Consider the following 16,120-nt stretch of genomic DNA (forward strand, 5'->3'; position numbering starts at 1 on the left):
ACAGCCTACAATAAGCCCGACAAGCTGTTTTATAACGCCTACAAAGTATTCTCTAACACTTGACATAGACTTGACATTCTGCGACATTTTAAGACATATATTCGGAACTCATTCGGAACTCAAAAAGACTAACTTGTGAAGAAACTTTTTGGTATTGGAAACAAAACAAAGCCTGGGGGAAGTGACCCAGCTAGAGGTTCTAGTGCCAGAAATTCGGAACTGGATTCGGAACTGGTTAACCAAAATATACTAGAAATTAACCAAAAGAACAAAGAAAGGGGTATAAAGGCTAAGTTGCTTACCAAAGGGAACTACCTCTATATTCGAGGAACTTTTGCGGATACGGACGGAGTAAGAAAAGAAAGGAAGATTCCACTTAGATTGACTTCAGAAATAAGTAACCTTGTCTCAGCAGAAGCAAGGATATTGACCTTAGTCGAATATGTAAATAAAAACGGATTTATACCCGATCAACTTATGTGGGACACTCCGAAGGTTGAAGTAAAAGGTACAACCAAAGGAATAACTGTAAGTGAAGCTATAAAAGTATTTGAGATTAAATATTGGGAAAACAAAGATAGAGATAGCTTACCTAAACAACAGACCTGGAAAGGAATACTAGGTCACTTAAATAAACTTCCAGAAAATTCAACTTTAAATATGGGAGTTTTAATTGATGAGATAAAACTAAGCCAACCTGAGTCAGATAAAAGAAGAAAACTTTGCCAATACTACAAAAGGTTTGCTGAAGTAAACGGACTAAATAATATTGAACTTATTGATGACTATGTAGGTAAATACAAAGCAAAGCAAAGAGTAAATATTGACCCAGCAAAGTTAATAGAGTTGGTCGAAATGGTTAGAGATAACGAGAAGTGGGGGTGGTTAACTGCAAGTTTGTACGTTTTCGGCACAAGAAGTGGAGAAACATTTTCACTCATACCCGATTTGGATAGCGGTACTGCCACAAGTGTTTGTATTCCAAAAGGTAAGAAGTCTATGTATATGAAATATCCAATAGCACTTACAAAAGAACTGGCTATCAAATGGGAACTGGATAACATTCAACGAGAATATTCGTTTGATCTAAATAACTATGACCCAACCAGAACCAAATATCTTGGCAACCAATGGTTAAGGTACTTAAAACCTAGAGCAAAGGAACTGGGTATTCCGTTCCTGGAACTTACAGACATTCGACATAATTGGGGTATTCGATCTATCCACGCTGGTATTGACCCAAGAGTTGCGAGTAAAAGTTTAGGTCACTCAATCAATACTCACTATTCTGTCTATAACTCAACTTATGAACAGGTTGATGCTATAAACGCAAGTAAGAAAATAAACAAATGAGCAGTACCAGGGGGGTAAATTTTAATATTTTAGGTTTTCAAAAACCTTATGAAGGACCACATATAAGTAGAAAAGATGCGATAGCAAAAGGATTAACAAAGTATTTTGAAGGGAAGACTTGTAGAAGGGGACATATTGATTTCAGATGGGTAGAGGGTGGTTGCAACGCTTGTTTAAACGAAAGGAAAAGAGATAGAAGAAGAAAAAATGTAGTTGACCCAATACAAGGTCCTTATATATTGAGCTATGGTCCTTACTTATCTGCAAAACAAGCAAGAGATCAAGGATTGAAATTTTACTATGCTGGTCCTTGTTTTAGATGTGGTTCTGTAGTTGGTAAAAAGGTTAAAAAAGGCTGTGTAACTTGTACTAAACTTTCTGATAAAAAATGGAAAGATCAAAATCAAGACAAAGTAGATGATTATCTTAAAAAATATAGAAGTACAGAAAAAGCAAAGAATACATTGAAAAAATGGACCGATATAAATGCAGATAAATTAAGAGAACAAAATAGAGCTAAGGAACAAAGAGCTAGAAATAATTTAACCCAAAGAGCAATAGCAACTCTAGTAAGAAATAGAGTTACTGCTGTTTTACAAGGTAGGAGTAAATTAAAATCTTCTCTTGAACTTACTGGTGTTAGGTCTTGGCAAGAGTTAAGAAATAGGATTGAAGAACAATTTCAGGAGGGTATGAGTTGGGAAAATTGGACCAAAGAAGGTTGGCATATAGATCATGTAAGACCTATTGCGTCTTTTGACCTAAACGATACTGAACAACATAAAACCTGTTTTAATTGGAGAAACTTACAACCATTATTAGGTTCTGAAAATCTTCAAAAATTAGATAAATATACGGAAGAAGACGAGGAGGTTTGGATTAAAAGAATGAAGGACTTAGGTTTTGAAGGTGAGCTATTTCTTAAGTTTAAATAGTTCTTTCTGTCATTTGTAGAGGTCTTCCAGTCTCTAAATAATCAATTCTTTCTTTTGTTTCTTGTAGTGCTTCAGCTAGCTTCTTATCAGACCAACCCCTCTCTACAATTCTGAAAAAGGAATTGATAGCTTCCGTTTTTGCGTACCCTTTTGTCTTTTCATTCTTGATTATTTTCAAAAGTTGAACAGCAACTTCGGGTGCTGAATCAATAAGCATTTCGTAGCTGTTGTCTAACTTGTCCTGTATTCGTTCTTGCCTTTCCTGGACTGCTTCTTTATAGAACTTCTTAGCTTTATCGTTCTTATTAACCCACTCTTTCAGAGTTTGATATTTCTTCAAACCTACCGCAGTTGCACTATCTGCCCAGGTCTTACCCCTAGACTTGTGCAATAACGCTTCCTCGATATGTGGGGGAACTTCACTTTCGCTAATACTTGGTCTTCCTACCTTGCTAATACTCATAATTTCTAGTTTGTTCCTATCCTTCCGTGATACCTAAGTTGGTTGTTAATTACGTCTGCTGTTGTTTGTTTCTTAGATTCTTCGTGCATTCTGTCCATTAACGACATACCAGCTTTTCTTTCTCTCTCTTGCCTTTGTAGTTCTTGTCTTTGCCGACTTGCTTCAATCTCTTTTTCTATCTTGTCATTCTCATATTTTATTTTTTCGTCCCTGATCGTATTCGCAAATTTTTCGTAGCCGTACCGCCTTAATTGGTCTTCGTCATCTGTCCAAAATGCTTGGTCATACAAATGTTGTTGGAGTCTTGAGTCTTCTATTTCTTCTATTGGAGTTGCAAAGACAGCCTGAAATAGTTCGGGGTCTATATCTCTTAACCTCTCTTGGAGCGTTACCGACATATTTGCTCTAGTGACAGTATTAATATTTGGAATTGCTTTCCCTGGATTGATGGAACTTAGAACTCTGACCCAGCGATCAAGTAGAGGGTGTTTCATGTCTAGTAATAGATAACTTTTGGTGGTCTTTGTGCGTGAGTATTGTCTATGTTTGGACTCCTCTCGTACATCAACTGACGTGGCGAAATGTTCCTTCTTTGGCACTCGTGGTAGGCCATTGCTGCCCAGTCTTCAGCGTCTTGTGAACTATAAGGAAATAGCTTCAAACCACACTTCAAGCACCTTTGTTGGAACTGCCAGTCTTCGTTGATATGTCTTTGATTTGCCATTTAACGACATGACTCCTTATTAAAATTCTAAGATAGTTTTTATCTACCGATCAGCCGATTTGTATTTTTCTCTAGGCTGGTTAGTTTGTATTATTTTTGACACCCTATGTAGTTGCACTATTTATTAATTAGTGTTATTATTTTGTTTAAGTAAGTTCCCCGTAGGTGGAAATAGAAATCAAAAAATAGCAACCAGACCCCCTGCTATAGCTACAAAGTCAAATCAGTATTCTTTATATGTAACATAGGTAATTCGAGAAAATAAAAATATTTTTATCCCTTATTTGTAACACCTCTATCTATAAAAAATACTGTATTTTATTTAAGTAATATTGGATATTTTTCAGCGAATTGAGTTTCTAAAATGTCAGTAAGAGAAACTTGACGTTATTTACACGTCTACAACTAGCTTCTCGGCAACTAGAAAACTTATCACACGCTATGAAGACTAATCGTAATGGTCAGTCAAAAGTTTTAACAACTGCTGAACTTGACCTATTAATCGAAGAACTTCCTGGAGGAGTTCATACAGTCCTGGCTAATGTTTGTCGCCGAACAGGTTGCAGAATTTCAGAAGCCAGGCAACTCAAATGGGAAAACATTTTTCCAACTGGAATAACTTTTCCAAAACAAATTGTGAAAAATAAATTGGAAGCTCGAACTGTTCCAATCTTCCCAAGTTTGTATGACCTTCTTCTCAAATGGAAACATCAAACCGAACTTATAAAGGGCCAACCAGTTAGTCCAAGTGATTGGGTATTTGTTGGACGTTTTGGCGATAAACCAATAACTCGCCAGGCACACGGAAAACAACTACAGAACACTATTGAAAGGATTGGTTTTAAGGGCGTCAGTAGCCACAGTTACAGGCGTTCGGCACTCTCAAGTGCAAGCTCAAAAGGATTGCCATTAAAGGCGATTCAGACCCTAAGTGGTCATAAAAGTTTAGCGGTTTTATCTCGATATTTAGAGGTTTCCGAGGAGGAACGAAAGAACGTAGTTCAAGCCTTTGCTTAGATGCTATGAATGGGCGACTTTTCCTTGAATGGGCGGTTTTTCTATCTCTAGGACTAAATCCCATTGAGTTAACTTATCAACTACTGGTAATTCATCATCAGGTTTATTGTGGTCAATTACGATCATTCTTAAATCGGGAGGTGCAACAACCATTTCTATTCCGTTCAGCCTATGTACCTGGGTTAAATATTCCCTGTAATACTTGCTGTTACTCATAACAATAGTAATTTTTTTCCTATGAATATTTTAAGCCGTCTAAATACGAAAAAATACGCTTTTTATAATGAGTTCCAATACTCGTCTAAATCTCGTTGAGCCTTCGTTTGTTCTTCTTGTGACATTTTAAGTTTGGGGTGTTGGGACGTTTTTTTGTAGCCCACCACTACGTTTGAGAAGGTTTTCTTCGGTGTCACATTGTCCCCGCCAGTTTCCCAGCGAATGGCCTTGTGCTTAACACTCTCTCTTTGATTACTTTCCTTATTTTTGGTTGTGACATTGGGACAGTTTCCGCTATCGCTGTCTATCGCTGGGGAGTCGGCTGTCACATCATCATCATCTGACTCTGGGACACCTGGGACTTTCCCTTGTGTCTCTTTTTTATGCCAGTACCTACCTCTAGTTTTATTTATTCTCATTTGTCTTTTTTCGTAGCCCAAAGAAGTTAGGACTTTTCCAACCTGAACAGCATCTAATTGTTTTGGGTTTTCGTATGGGGTTATTAATTGAGTTCCTAAGAATACTTGTCTTGTTGTGAAATAGTCGGGTGCAGACTCTAAATAGTCCAGGACAATATCCTGGAATATATTTTCCTTTTCATAATTGGTACTCCTTACTTCACTTAACTGACTTTCTTCCTTATCAAGTATTGGTTCATAACCTTCTCTATAGGCAAGAACAGCACTAAGCCAAATTGCGTCTCTATCGCTTTTAACTTGTTCAATATTTATAGGTTCAGTTACATGAACAAAATTAAATCGTCTATGCCCTGTTTCGTCATTCAAAAGTTCGGTGCTATTGGCAGTACCAACTAAACAAGAAGGTCTAGCACCTTTGATTAAAGAACGACCATAAGGAGGTCTAAAAGTATCGTAAGAACTTGTAAGTAATGCTTTAACTTTAAAAGATTCGTTTTTCGAGGTTAGGTTTTCTAGTTCTGCTATTTCGTAGCACCAAGAACTTTGGATAATTAATAACCGATCTTTTGGGTCACTTGTGGGGGTGTCGCTGAACCAATCAGCCTTAGGCATTAACGCACTAAAAAATGAACTTTTTCCGATTCCTTGATCTCCTTGTAGGACAAGCATAGTGTCATGTTTGCAACCTCTATGGAAAGCCCTTCTTACCTGACCAACTAACCAATTCTTGACCATCTTATTGCTTAGTTTGTCTTCGTATTTGATGTTTAAATAGTCGCTGGCGATATTATCAACGTCCGCTTCGTATAGCTTTAATTCCTTCTTTTGTTGTTCCAGGCTTAGTAAATATTCTTTTACTGGGTCATAACTATTCTTTTGAGAAGCATAAATTATTGCGTCTATTGCCGCTTGTTTTCCAACTTTCCAACCACACTCGCCCAGCTTTACATATAAATAAGTTATTTCTGTCTCGGCCAATTCAACTCCGTCTAGTTCTGGTTTAAGAGTCAGTAAATTAAACCTTAATCTCTCTTTCAGTTGTTCTTTTAATAGAAGACTTAACCTCCCAGGGTCTAGTTCTTGCGATCTAGTTATTCCGTTTCTTTCATTCCAACCTTCTGGTAGTCCTTTAACTAAATTAACCACTAATCTGTAACCTCCGATTAAGCAATTCGAGTGAGCTAGGTTTATGTCTTGCGAAATATGAAAATCTTCCGAATGATTTATCTTCAGTCCGTGAATATGCCCAGGTATTAAATAAAACTTCCCCTTTCTTCAGATCAAGAGGTGGTCTATAGGTAATTCCGTGAAAACAACTTATTGTGTTTAAATCGTCCGTAATTGTGCAGACAGGTCTTTCGACTCTTCCGCAAATCGGACACTCAGCTAACCTAGTCCAACCACTTTTGTTCTTAGTAACTATGCCAGGTGTAGGAAGTTTTTCGTTTACGTATTGCTTCCACAATTTAAGAACTTTATTCCACTCTCGAACGCTTGGAGGTCTAATAAAACTAGGACTCTCGTTGTCGTTCCAGTAATACCTACCGCCACTCGAATAGTGCGAGCCAGACACAATAACTTGTCTTCCAAGTGTATTGCCAAAGAACTCGATAGCTTCTCTGCGGTTAGGTTCTTCTAGGGTATAAATTGGAAAACTAATTTCCTTTTTACCTTTGGCATTTGGTGTAATAGCACTTAGTTGTGCTTTGGTGGGACAGAATATTCTTTTAAAATATCCTTCGCAACCAGTTCTTCTAATAGTCCAAGTAGGTTCTCCCCAACCAAGAAGTCTATTTAATCCTTTACTAGCTGAGTCGCCGTCTATGTCTTCAACAAATAAGTTGTCGCACCTAACGCCAACAGATATAGCAGACCTGTAGTTCCAAAGTTGATCTACAGTAAACCCTTTGAGTTCTGGTTTATTCCAACCACTCAATAAACCACCTCTAGGATTAACAGGTGCTTTTTTCTTTTTAATTAAAGAAGTTGGGTGGTCTGCACCTACAGGTAGCAAGACAAAATCTTCTTCTAGTTGTTTTAGAGAATCTAAGTCTTTGGGAAGTAGCACTTAAACGTCCCTCCCCTTACTGCTAGGACTACTTGTATCTTTTTCGGAACTTTCTAGGCTTGATTCAAGAATAAATTTCTTAGCTGATTCAATACTTGTAAATACAAAATCATCTACTAGAAAAACGACTTTAATTTGCTTATTTCTCATTCTTCCAACCTCCTTACTTTCTCGTTACACCTTTCCTTAATTCTTTTATCTAACTTTTCGTCTGCTACATCTATAAATTCAATTAAATTATGATCTAACTTTTCTATATATACAGAGTCAATATCTATATCCCATAACTCCCCCATTTCTACATAACAAATAGACCACTCATATAGCTTTTCGGCATTGTCAAAAAGTACATGAGTTGAGAAATCAACGAATAATCCTTTTTCTCCATAGCAAGCCAATTCATCATTTAGCCAAGCCTTAGGGTTAATTGTTATAGAACCTTGAGCAGTATTGGGGAACGCAAACTCCTCGTCACGAACTACACAATATTTGTTAATTTCTCCCCACTCGTTGTCTTCTTCTTCAAAATCGTTTGCCCTGGTATATCCCAACTCATTTAATTTAAGAATAAGTTGGTCAACAGTTTTAATATCTCGAAGAAGGGTTAATTGATTATTTTTCATAACCGCCTTTCCTAGATTCAAAATCTGCTATGGCTCTAACATTGTGATATTCGTATCTGTTTCCGTTAAATCTGTAGCTATCTACTTTAAATATTCCTTGTTCTCTGTATCTTGCGATTTGCCTATAAGTAACCCCGATTAATTGGGCTACCTCGGAGGGCCTTAACCAGACTTTGTTTCTGGTTGGAGTAAGTTCAATAAGTTGTTTTACCTGAGACGTTAGATTTTCGACTTCTGCAATTAACCTATCAATCCTTACTTCAGAATTAATTTGTGACATTAAAAAAGACAATAAGGGTGTGAAATACACCGCTTATTGCCCTGAGAAATATCTCTTTACGGACTCTTAGAAAGCACAGGTGAAGGCTGATTAATACCCTACAGCGTCGGGTCTTTTGGTCTAGATTCAGATTAAGCACGGCGGAGCCATTAACTCCATTTCACTTTGACCAGCACTTAAACGAGTTACTACCAATTAATTGAATTGATAGCCTGGGACGTTAGCCTTATCCTGTAAGGTTGCAGTCCTCGCTGCCTACTCTGACACCATTTCTAAGCTGGCATTCAGCAGAACAAAAGAATTAAAAATTCTCTTATTACTTATATTGTTGTGGAAATTTCTTGGAAAGTCAACCACTTTTCTACACATATCATTAAGCAATCGCTAGTCTTCAAGACTAGAGACCATTAAAAAAAGTCCCTTTCGGAACTCATTCGGAACTGTATGTCCACTTATACTCAAAACTGCTGTTATAACTTAAACCTTAGAAACTTTTCAAGACTAGAGCCTTAAACCACTCGACCACCCCTCCAGGCAAAAAATATTAAATTTTTAACTTTTTAATTATAACAAAAGGTGGTTGATTTTTTCGGAAACAATTCGGTAACGCATGTCAAGTTAGATATCAAAGCCATTGCCATAACTAAGCATAAATCTAGCTTTCAAGACTAGAGCCTTAAACCACTCGACCACTCCTCCAAGCATTAAGCCTAAAGACTAGCAAAAGTATAAAATCAAAGGGGTTTCTCCCACCTAAATCTAAAATATTGAATATATAAATGGTGCTACGACAGTACCTTGAGTGACTACTAAAACTGTTCCAATTATTAAAATTGTAAAAATTAAAGGCGCCAACCAATACTTCTTTCTGATTTTAAGGTAGCTCCAAATATCTGATATTAGTTCAAAAAATGCTTTCATAATCAAAAGATCTTATCTAAGTCAATTCTATCGTCTTTTCTGATTTCACGATATGAATTAGATTTATTTAATCTTCTTTTTAGTGGATCATATCTTAGTAATTTCATGATTGCGGCAATAGGTTGCATGATAAAAATAAAAATAATTGATAAGATAATTCTGCTATTTATAGAACCTAATAGATTACCAAATTTAATCCATAGATGATAGGGATACCTAAGTGTTTTCGGTGATATAAAAGATAATGTGCATAAAATAATACCTATAGCTAATGTCCAGTATCTAAATTCATGCTTAGTCAGGAAAGGAAAAATAAATCCAAATAACAATGGGAAAGTTATCCCAACAAGTAATCCAAAGTCTCTAAATTTTTTAACGGAGCTTATAGGAGTCATAATTAATCTAATTCAAACTGTTGTTGCCAGTTTTCATCTGTTTTTGAATAATTTTGTTCTGACTTTAATAGAATTTGATTTTCAAGAACCAGAACATCCATCTCAGTTCTCATAAAACAACGATATGCATCTTGAGGAGTACATACAATAGGCTCTCCTCTTACATTAAATGATGTATTTATAATGGTAGGACAATTAGTTTTACTCTTAAATACTTTTATTAAATTATAATAACGAGGGTTTGTATCGCCTGAAACAGTTTGTATTCGCGCTGAATAATCGACATGAGTAATTGCAGGAATCTTTGATCTTAAAATGTTTAGTTTATTAATCCCTTTCAAAGAACTCTCTTCATTTTTTATCTTAATACATAAGTTTTTTTTCACGGGTGCGACAAATAGCATATAGGGACTTTTGGTATACAACTCGAATTGAGTTGACAAATCCTCTTCAAGAATAGAAGGTGCAAATGGTCTAAAACTTTCTCTATATTTAATCTTTAAATTCATGACACTCTGCATGTTTTGGTTACGTGGATCTCCAATAATTGATCTCCCACCCAAAGCTCTTGGCCCAAATTCCATGGCTCCATTAAACCAGCCAATCACCTTCCCATCAATAATTAAATCACTAACTTCGTTGTATAAGTCCTTATCATCCATTGTTTTAAATGGAGCTTTTATGTGAGTAAGATATTTAATAATGTCTTTATTTGAAAATCTTGGACCAAGATAGGAACCTTTCATTGAATCATTTTCATTTATATTACGCTGACCATTAAAATAATTATAAAAAGCATAAAGCGGTCCTCCAATAGCAGAACCTGAATCACCACTCGCTGGTTGAACCCAAATATTTTTGAATATATTTTCTTTTAATATTTTGCCATTTGCCACGCAATTTAATGCCACACCACCCGCCAGGCAAAGATTAGACATTCCTGTTTCTTTTTTTAAAGTCTTAGCTAATTTAATAACTATCTCTTCAGTTATTGTTTGAATTGATGCTGCCATATCCATATGAAATTGATTTATCTTTTCCTCTTTAGCTCTTGGCTTTTTATTAAAAAGTTTATTAAATTTACTACTTGTCATCCTTAATCCTCGATGATATTTGAAATAGGTCATGTTTAATCTGAAGGTTCCATCTTCTTTAATATCTATTAAATTATTTTTGATTATTTCTGTATACTTTGGTTCACCATAGGGCGCTAGGCCCATCAATTTGTATTCACCAGAGTTTACCTTGAAACCACAAAAATATGTGAAAGCAGAATAAAGTAACCCTAATGAATGAGGAAAATTTATCTCCCAAAGTAATTTGATATCTTTACCTCGCCCTATCCATGCTGAAGTAGTGGCCCATTCACCAACTGCATCCATACATAAAATAGCAGATTCTTTAAAAGGACTGGGATAAAAAGCTGAAGATGCATGAGATAAATGGTGTTCTGAAAAAAGTAATTTTGGTAGATATGGTTCCTCTTTTTTAACTAATTTTTGCTGAATTAACTTAAATTTATCTTTAAGTTGCGATTTTAGAAATAACTTATCTTTTGCCCAAACTTCCATTGCTGCAACAAAAGATTTTATACCTCTTGGGGATGTTGCTAAGTATGTTTCCAATAACCTTTCAAATGTCAATAATGGTTTTTCATAATAAACAATTGCCTCAAGGGATCTCATATCTATCTCATTAGATTTGAGACAATAATTTATAGCATTAACTGGGAAACTTGAATCGTGCTTTATGCGAGTAAATCTTTCTTCTTGAACTGCTGATATAATTTCTCCATCTTTTATTAAAGCTGCAGCACTATCATGGAAATAACAAGAAATACCAAGAATATAAGAGGTCAAGGCGAGATATTTTTTATTTAGTATTTTTACACAATTTATAATACAAAGCGATATCTTTATCACTTTGTTTTATTTCTTAAAAAATGTTTAAATAACCCTCAAGGAACAATTATATTGTTTGATATTATCTAATTAATATTAGATTATAGATATGAGTGAATTAGAGAGATATAAGAAAATAAAAAGTTCATTTTTATCTGATCTTAATTATCTAGATAATGATCTCATTTATAACAATATTAAATTAGACCTAATTGATGGGAGTGTTCCAAACTTTATAAATAAAAAATTAGATAATCTAACTAATACAATGTCTGATTTTTATAATGATGTGAAATTCCCAAATTATGATGATTGTGAGGACTATGCTTCTCTTTATGATAAGGGCAGAAGTAATTTATTCACTAAAAGATTAGATGATGAGTTAAATTTTGGTTCCAAGGTTCTTGAATTGGGATGTGGAACAGGTCAGTTGTCTCTTTTTCTTTCAAGATGCAATAGAGAAATTTATGGGGTAGACATATCAAATGGGTCTTTAATATTAGGAGAAAAATTTAGATTAGAGAATAATATTAACAATGCTTATTTTATGAAAATGGATGTATTTGATTTGAAATTCAAAAAAGATTTTTTTGATTTCACAATAAGCAATGGGGTATTGCACCATACTAAAGATGCAAGAAAAGCTTTTAGAAACTTAGTAACTGTTACAAAACCTGGAGGAATAATAGCTATAGGCCTTTACCACAAATATGGTAGATTTTTTACAAAAGTAAAGCAAAGGATTGCTAAAGTTTTAGGGAAAAATATCTTCTTATTAGATAAAAATTCCTTAAAGATTAAAAGTAAAGACAAACGTGATGCATGGGTGATTGATCAATTTATGAATCCACATGAAACATTGCATACTCCATCTGAAACAATGAAATGGTTCGAAGAGGATGGAGTCGATTTTGTAAATTTAATTCCACATTGTGATAATGTAAATACTCCAATATTCATGGATCGTCCAAAACCATCACTTTCTTATTTTAAAGAAATTTTAATGACTATAAATAGGAAACAAATTCAGGAAGGTGGTTTTTTTATAATGATTGGAAAAAAGATTTAGTAAAGAAAAAAAGATTTTTTATTTTTTTATATTTATTTATATAGATATTTTAAAACACTCTTTCTAATATGAGGGTCAGAAAATTTCCAAATATATCCATCTATATAAAAGTGAAATAATTGAAAAATTATGGGAACTAAATACAAAAATGTGAAATTTATATTGCCGTCATAATTCTTCACCATACCTTTTATAGAAAATAAAGTCATTATCAAAGAATAAGAAAATATGAATAATATTTTGCCAATAAGAGGGGATATTAAATTACTTTTTGAACCTTCATTTTTTTTGTTTTTTCTCAGATATGAATACCATATTATTGCAAGGTATTGACACCAATGCATTCCAACTCCAATTGCAGTAGCAGTTGCTAAATCTTTAAAGAATAATAAAGGAAGATAGATAGAAATCCCAGTGATTATTGGTAATAAATCATCTATAAATTTAGGCATTAAATCATAATTAATGATAATTAAAATTAAAAAATAAACTGATAATAATAAAAAAATATAGATATTTATTGTATTTATATTGAATTTATATGATAAAATTCCTGGATTTTTTAGCCCTATTGAAAGAAATAATAGGGAGCTAAAATACACAGAAAATTCATATATTTTTTTTCTAATCCCATATACCTTTAATATGCCTGCACTTTGCTTGGTCACATGCCAGCCTGAAGCAATGTAGTGAATTATAATAATGACACTTGGGGAAAGTAACCAAATAATTATTGTCAATAGCAATACATAAATTGGTAAAAATACAACCTTATAAAAATTTTCTTTTACCCACGACCAGTTTTCTTTATCCATAAAGAATAGCCATGTCGAGGCAAAATGTGTTTCAGCAAATAAAAATAGTGAAGAAAGGAATAATAATTGTGCTTGTGATGGAAAGTTTAAAGCTAAAAATATATAAGTTAGTGGAAACCATAAAGGAAATTTTATTAATATGTTCTCTAATGCATTATTAGATGTGATAAGCTTTCCCATTCTTTCCATGGCTAAGATTTTAATTTTTTCTTAGTTAAGAGATGCATTTTTGAATATATTGTTCCCATTTTTTATGACCAGAAACTGAAAGATGAGCCGAATCAACAAAATCTTTTGGAGAATAATTATTTTTAATTTTGTGATAAAGATTGCAGTATTTTGATACATTATTATTTTTTGATAACTTTTTAAGATATTCATCATATAACTTGATCGATGAAGAATAATATTCAGTCTCTTCAAACCATCTTTTTGGTGGAGCTAGTATTATATTTACTTTTGTATTTGTTTCTTTAATGCTTTCGCTAAAGTGTTTAAAAGATGTTTGAATTGTTTTTTCTCTAATATTTGATTCTTTTTGATTTATTCCCTTTCTTAACCAGTATTTTTGAAAATATTCATTCCCTTCATTTTTACTTTCTAGATTAGGTAAAATATGAGCCAGAATTACATATTTTGATATTTGGTTTAAAGCCTTAGGTTCTTTTGGCTCTGAGGTAAACCAAGGTAGACCTCTTAACTGCGATACATTACGCAACACATCATTAGGCGAAATTACAACAATAAATTCTGATGGATTTCTATCTGAATATAATGAGAAATTTCTTATGAATCTTCCTATGTTGTATAAACCCCATCCATTTAATCCTGAATTTAGGCAAATTGATTCTTTTATGTTAGAACAATAAATACTAGAGAATATTTCAGAATCGTCTGTATAAGAGCCACCGTATGTAATACTATCTCCAACAAAAACTATATATTTATCATTATTAGTTTTTTCTTGATTTGGGTTATATCTAAAACCTTCATGGTCAATAGATATATTTGAATTATTTCTTCCGATCTTTTTTTGATTAGGCCTTAGTCTATATCCAACAAGTGGATCTTCTTCGTAAATCAGGGGATCTCCTAACCCCACAAACCTTCCAAATAATTCGCAAAAAAATAGGCCAATTGCTATGGAAAAAGTTATAAGAAATGCATTTATTACGATTTTTTTCATTTTTATTTTTTAAGTGCTTAATAAAATTAATGATCTAAGATTTTATCTTCTTAATTTTAACTCTTTTTTTGTCAGGCGACTTATATTGATACCCTCGCGCTGATTCCAATCTCAGACTATACCAATTCAGTTAATGATCTTGCAATGATGAAATTAATAAATATGGTACTATTTTTTTTCGAGAACAAATCGTATTTTTATTAAAAGTCTCTAGTTGAACTAACTAAAGTATAAATTTGTGATAGTCCACTTTTTTAAATATCTCTTAGATCGCTTTCAAATAACTATGGGTTAGATAGTTTTCAAGACTAGATCCTTAACCCACTCGACCACTTCTCCAATGGGTTATTCTGTTTTAATGAACTTTAAAATATCATAATAATTGTGTCACAGACTATAAACTCAAAGATTTAAAAATTATTTCAAGAAACTAGTTTGGAATATTAATTTTTATTGATAATGATGAGTTAAATCTTTATAAAGGTCTATTTCTAGTCAAATTTTGTCCACAAAATTAGTTCACAAAAATCAGTCTCCTACCAAAAAAAAATCACCCAAAGTTAACATTTTGTTGAAATAAACCAAATAAGTTATTCCCAACTATGGCAGCGATTATTAAAACGAAGGCAACTATGGCGAAAAGAGCACTCACATCTTTTAGGTCATAAGGTGCTTTAAATAAAGGTTTCTTGTCTGCCATAGTTATCAAATATATGAATGCAATTAAATCATATTAGTTTAATACTTGTTAGAAGTATTAAGTGAATTTTTTAGATTAAGTTAGGACAAAAAAAAGCCACTAAAAGTGGCTTTTTTATTGATTGGTTGGATAAATGAACTAGCTTGTGTAAGCTTTTCCTCTATAAGTTAATTCGTTGTGCTGCTTTTTAGCTGCTTCTTTGTTCTGGACGTACTTTTGTCCTCTGTAAATTAGAGTCATTTTTTAAGCTCCGGTTTCGCTTAAGTCCCCGTTCCATGGCTTAAGTCGATTTGCGGCTTGCTATACGCAAGTTGAACGTTTTGGTAGCGATTGCTACAATTTAACCATAACATTCAAGGAAATTATTTGTCTAGGTCTTTAATAAATAAACTTAATACTTTAATAATGAAATAGGCTCCTAATCAATAAATTTATGTTTTTTATGTAGTTTCTTGCAGGTTACATTTTGTTCGTTTTTGAGAAGTATTTTTTATTTATTGAACTTTTAAATGTAAAATTCTTAAGATTATAAAATTTGTTTTATGTTTTCTAGAAGCAAAAAACCTACAGTAAAAAAATCCGCAATAGTTGAAGAGACTCCATTATTTGCTCAATTATTACCATTCGCAAACAGAATGAATGATAAGGTTCAATTGGTAAATGCTTTGGCTTTTACTTTTATTATGGGATTCTCAATTTTTGGAATTGCTCTATGGAAACTATCAGGGCTGACCTAGTTATTTAATTTTTGCAAAGCATCAATTTTTGATTCTTTGTTTTTAATTATGGTTATTAACCATCTAGAGGCTAGCCCTCTGGATATTGATCTATTTTTTAGAAATCTACATATATAAACGTGTAGATTTTTTTCGTTTTTGGAGTTAAATTTTTTCTCAAAATCTAAGATATCCTCTTCTGTAGTTCTTTTTCTTAGCTCATCCACTAAAGCATGACTAGAGGAATCATTAAAAATGTTCCCAATATTTAAACTTAATGTCATAAAAAATTTATGTCCCTATTTAAGAGGTAGCCATA

Annotated in this window: 21 protein-coding genes; 5 read left to right on the forward strand and 16 right to left on the reverse strand. The window is 33.3% G+C overall.

Annotated features, from left to right (window positions below; genetic code table 11):
• Positions 1 to 135: 135 nt before the first annotated feature.
• The gene (locus EW14_RS03475) at positions 136 to 1,353 is read left to right on the forward strand and encodes a hypothetical protein (RefSeq protein ID WP_042850117.1); all 1,218 of its coding nucleotides are present in this window, start codon (positions 136 to 138) and stop codon (positions 1,351 to 1,353) included.
• Positions 1,350 to 2,288, forward strand: a complete 939-nt coding sequence (locus EW14_RS03480) for a hypothetical protein (protein ID WP_042850118.1) — start codon at positions 1,350 to 1,352, stop codon at positions 2,286 to 2,288. The genes EW14_RS03475 and EW14_RS03480 overlap by 4 nt, the downstream gene beginning before the upstream one ends.
• Here EW14_RS03480 and EW14_RS03485 read toward each other — a convergent pair.
• Together EW14_RS03485 and EW14_RS03490 are read right to left on the reverse strand one after the other, a co-directional pair.
• Positions 2,281 to 2,751 (reverse strand): hypothetical protein, encoded by a 471-nt coding sequence (locus EW14_RS03485; RefSeq protein ID WP_042850119.1) that lies wholly within the window; start codon positions 2,749 to 2,751, stop codon positions 2,281 to 2,283. The genes EW14_RS03480 and EW14_RS03485 overlap by 8 nt on opposite strands.
• Before the next feature lie 5 nt (positions 2,752 to 2,756).
• Positions 2,757 to 3,245: a hypothetical protein gene (locus EW14_RS03490; RefSeq protein ID WP_042850121.1), complete on the reverse strand. Its 489-nt coding sequence runs from the start codon at positions 3,243 to 3,245 to the stop codon at positions 2,757 to 2,759.
• A 671-nt stretch (positions 3,246 to 3,916) separates the two neighbouring features.
• Between EW14_RS03490 and EW14_RS03500 the strand changes: the two genes are divergently transcribed.
• Positions 3,917 to 4,492: a tyrosine-type recombinase/integrase gene (locus tag EW14_RS03500; protein ID WP_042851301.1), complete on the forward strand. Its 576-nt coding sequence runs from the start codon at positions 3,917 to 3,919 to the stop codon at positions 4,490 to 4,492.
• 3 nt (positions 4,493 to 4,495) lie between these two features.
• Here the strand turns inward: EW14_RS03500 and EW14_RS03505 are convergent, their stop codons facing one another.
• From EW14_RS03505 to EW14_RS03535, 9 genes are all read right to left on the reverse strand, one after another.
• Complete coding sequence (locus tag EW14_RS03505; RefSeq protein WP_042850123.1) at positions 4,496 to 4,708, reverse strand: hypothetical protein; 213 nt, start codon at positions 4,706 to 4,708, stop codon at positions 4,496 to 4,498.
• Between the two features lie 62 nt (positions 4,709 to 4,770).
• Positions 4,771 to 6,273: a VapE domain-containing protein gene (locus EW14_RS03510; protein WP_042850124.1), complete on the reverse strand. Its 1,503-nt coding sequence runs from the start codon at positions 6,271 to 6,273 to the stop codon at positions 4,771 to 4,773.
• The gene (locus EW14_RS03515; RefSeq protein WP_042850125.1) at positions 6,266 to 7,195 is read right to left on the reverse strand and encodes a bifunctional DNA primase/polymerase; all 930 of its coding nucleotides are present in this window, start codon (positions 7,193 to 7,195) and stop codon (positions 6,266 to 6,268) included. The genes EW14_RS03510 and EW14_RS03515 overlap by 8 nt, the downstream gene beginning before the upstream one ends.
• Complete coding sequence (locus EW14_RS10025; RefSeq protein WP_156095656.1) at positions 7,196 to 7,345, reverse strand: hypothetical protein; 150 nt, start codon at positions 7,343 to 7,345, stop codon at positions 7,196 to 7,198.
• Positions 7,342 to 7,818 carry a hypothetical protein gene (locus EW14_RS03520; RefSeq protein ID WP_042850127.1) on the reverse strand — a complete coding sequence of 159 codons (477 nt, stop codon included), beginning with the start codon at positions 7,816 to 7,818 and terminating at the stop codon, positions 7,342 to 7,344. Before EW14_RS03520 ends, EW14_RS10025 begins: the two co-directional genes overlap by 4 nt.
• The gene (locus tag EW14_RS03525; RefSeq protein ID WP_156095657.1) at positions 7,808 to 8,128 is read right to left on the reverse strand and encodes a hypothetical protein; all 321 of its coding nucleotides are present in this window, start codon (positions 8,126 to 8,128) and stop codon (positions 7,808 to 7,810) included. The genes EW14_RS03520 and EW14_RS03525 overlap by 11 nt, the downstream gene beginning before the upstream one ends.
• A 729-nt stretch (positions 8,129 to 8,857) precedes the next feature.
• Positions 8,858 to 9,019, reverse strand: coding sequence for a DUF5989 family protein (locus tag EW14_RS10210; protein ID WP_197049608.1), 162 nt, complete (start codon positions 9,017 to 9,019; stop codon positions 8,858 to 8,860).
• A gap of 2 nt (positions 9,020 to 9,021) precedes the next feature.
• Positions 9,022 to 9,414, reverse strand: a complete 393-nt coding sequence (locus EW14_RS03530; protein WP_042850129.1) for an SxtJ family membrane protein — start codon at positions 9,412 to 9,414, stop codon at positions 9,022 to 9,024.
• A 2-nt stretch (positions 9,415 to 9,416) separates the two neighbouring features.
• A complete protein-coding gene (locus EW14_RS03535) occupies positions 9,417 to 11,273 on the reverse strand; it encodes a carbamoyltransferase (protein ID WP_042850130.1) in 1,857 nt (618 codons plus the stop codon).
• 151 nt (positions 11,274 to 11,424) lie between these two features.
• Here EW14_RS03535 and EW14_RS03540 point away from each other — a divergent pair, with 151 nt between their 5' ends.
• Complete coding sequence (locus EW14_RS03540) at positions 11,425 to 12,384, forward strand: class I SAM-dependent methyltransferase (protein WP_042850132.1); 960 nt, start codon at positions 11,425 to 11,427, stop codon at positions 12,382 to 12,384.
• 32 nt (positions 12,385 to 12,416) lie between these two features.
• Here the strand turns inward: EW14_RS03540 and EW14_RS03545 are convergent, their stop codons facing one another.
• From EW14_RS03545 to EW14_RS09830, 4 genes are all read right to left on the reverse strand, one after another.
• Positions 12,417 to 13,379, reverse strand: a complete 963-nt coding sequence (locus EW14_RS03545) for a hypothetical protein (protein WP_156095658.1) — start codon at positions 13,377 to 13,379, stop codon at positions 12,417 to 12,419.
• Positions 13,380 to 13,413: 34 nt separating this feature from the next.
• Positions 13,414 to 14,385 (reverse strand): SGNH/GDSL hydrolase family protein, encoded by a 972-nt coding sequence (locus tag EW14_RS03550; RefSeq protein ID WP_042850136.1) that lies wholly within the window; start codon positions 14,383 to 14,385, stop codon positions 13,414 to 13,416.
• 550 nt (positions 14,386 to 14,935) lie between these two features.
• Complete coding sequence (locus EW14_RS10215) at positions 14,936 to 15,085, reverse strand: hypothetical protein (protein ID WP_197049609.1); 150 nt, start codon at positions 15,083 to 15,085, stop codon at positions 14,936 to 14,938.
• Positions 15,086 to 15,223: 138 nt separating this feature from the next.
• Positions 15,224 to 15,325 carry a DUF4278 domain-containing protein gene (locus EW14_RS09830; RefSeq protein WP_011862700.1) on the reverse strand — a complete coding sequence of 34 codons (102 nt, stop codon included), beginning with the start codon at positions 15,323 to 15,325 and terminating at the stop codon, positions 15,224 to 15,226.
• Positions 15,326 to 15,627: 302 nt separating this feature from the next.
• Between EW14_RS09830 and EW14_RS03555 the strand changes: the two genes are divergently transcribed.
• A complete protein-coding gene (locus EW14_RS03555) occupies positions 15,628 to 15,822 on the forward strand; it encodes a hypothetical protein (protein WP_011818162.1) in 195 nt (64 codons plus the stop codon).
• On the opposite strand, the gene EW14_RS03560 is transcribed toward EW14_RS03555, so the two are convergent.
• Positions 15,819 to 16,085, reverse strand: coding sequence for an RNA recognition motif-containing protein (locus EW14_RS03560; protein WP_042850137.1), 267 nt, complete (start codon positions 16,083 to 16,085; stop codon positions 15,819 to 15,821). The two genes, EW14_RS03555 and EW14_RS03560, sit on opposite strands and share 4 nt — an antisense overlap.
• Positions 16,086 to 16,120 lie beyond the last annotated feature (35 nt).

Source organism: Prochlorococcus sp. MIT 0604, assembly GCF_000757845.1.
GTDB lineage: Bacteria > Cyanobacteriota > Cyanobacteriia > PCC-6307 > Cyanobiaceae > Prochlorococcus_A.

Coding starts and splice junctions, on each gene's coding strand:
- EW14_RS03480 (WP_042850118.1), top strand. CDS start 1,350: ATGAGCAGTACCAGGGGGGTAAATTTTAATATTTTAGGTTTTCAAAAA.
- EW14_RS03485 (WP_042850119.1), bottom strand. CDS start 2,751: ATGAGTATTAGCAAGGTAGGAAGACCAAGTATTAGCGAAAGTGAAGTT.
- EW14_RS03490 (WP_042850121.1), bottom strand. CDS start 3,245: ATGAAACACCCTCTACTTGATCGCTGGGTCAGAGTTCTAAGTTCCATC.
- EW14_RS03500 (WP_042851301.1), top strand. CDS start 3,917: ATGAAGACTAATCGTAATGGTCAGTCAAAAGTTTTAACAACTGCTGAA.
- EW14_RS03505 (WP_042850123.1), bottom strand. CDS start 4,708: ATGAGTAACAGCAAGTATTACAGGGAATATTTAACCCAGGTACATAGG.
- EW14_RS10025 (WP_156095656.1), bottom strand. CDS start 7,345: ATGAGAAATAAGCAAATTAAAGTCGTTTTTCTAGTAGATGATTTTGTA.
- EW14_RS03520 (WP_042850127.1), bottom strand. CDS start 7,818: ATGAAAAATAATCAATTAACCCTTCTTCGAGATATTAAAACTGTTGAC.
- EW14_RS10210 (WP_197049608.1), bottom strand. CDS start 9,019: ATGAAAGCATTTTTTGAACTAATATCAGATATTTGGAGCTACCTTAAA.
- EW14_RS03530 (WP_042850129.1), bottom strand. CDS start 9,414: ATGACTCCTATAAGCTCCGTTAAAAAATTTAGAGACTTTGGATTACTT.
- EW14_RS03540 (WP_042850132.1), top strand. CDS start 11,425: ATGAGTGAATTAGAGAGATATAAGAAAATAAAAAGTTCATTTTTATCT.
- EW14_RS03545 (WP_156095658.1), bottom strand. CDS start 13,379: ATGGGAAAGCTTATCACATCTAATAATGCATTAGAGAACATATTAATA.
- EW14_RS03550 (WP_042850136.1), bottom strand. CDS start 14,385: ATGAAAAAAATCGTAATAAATGCATTTCTTATAACTTTTTCCATAGCA.
- EW14_RS10215 (WP_197049609.1), bottom strand. CDS start 15,085: ATGGCAGACAAGAAACCTTTATTTAAAGCACCTTATGACCTAAAAGAT.
- EW14_RS09830 (WP_011862700.1), bottom strand. CDS start 15,325: ATGACTCTAATTTACAGAGGACAAAAGTACGTCCAGAACAAAGAAGCA.
- EW14_RS03555 (WP_011818162.1), top strand. CDS start 15,628: ATGTTTTCTAGAAGCAAAAAACCTACAGTAAAAAAATCCGCAATAGTT.
- EW14_RS03560 (WP_042850137.1), bottom strand. CDS start 16,085: ATGACATTAAGTTTAAATATTGGGAACATTTTTAATGATTCCTCTAGT.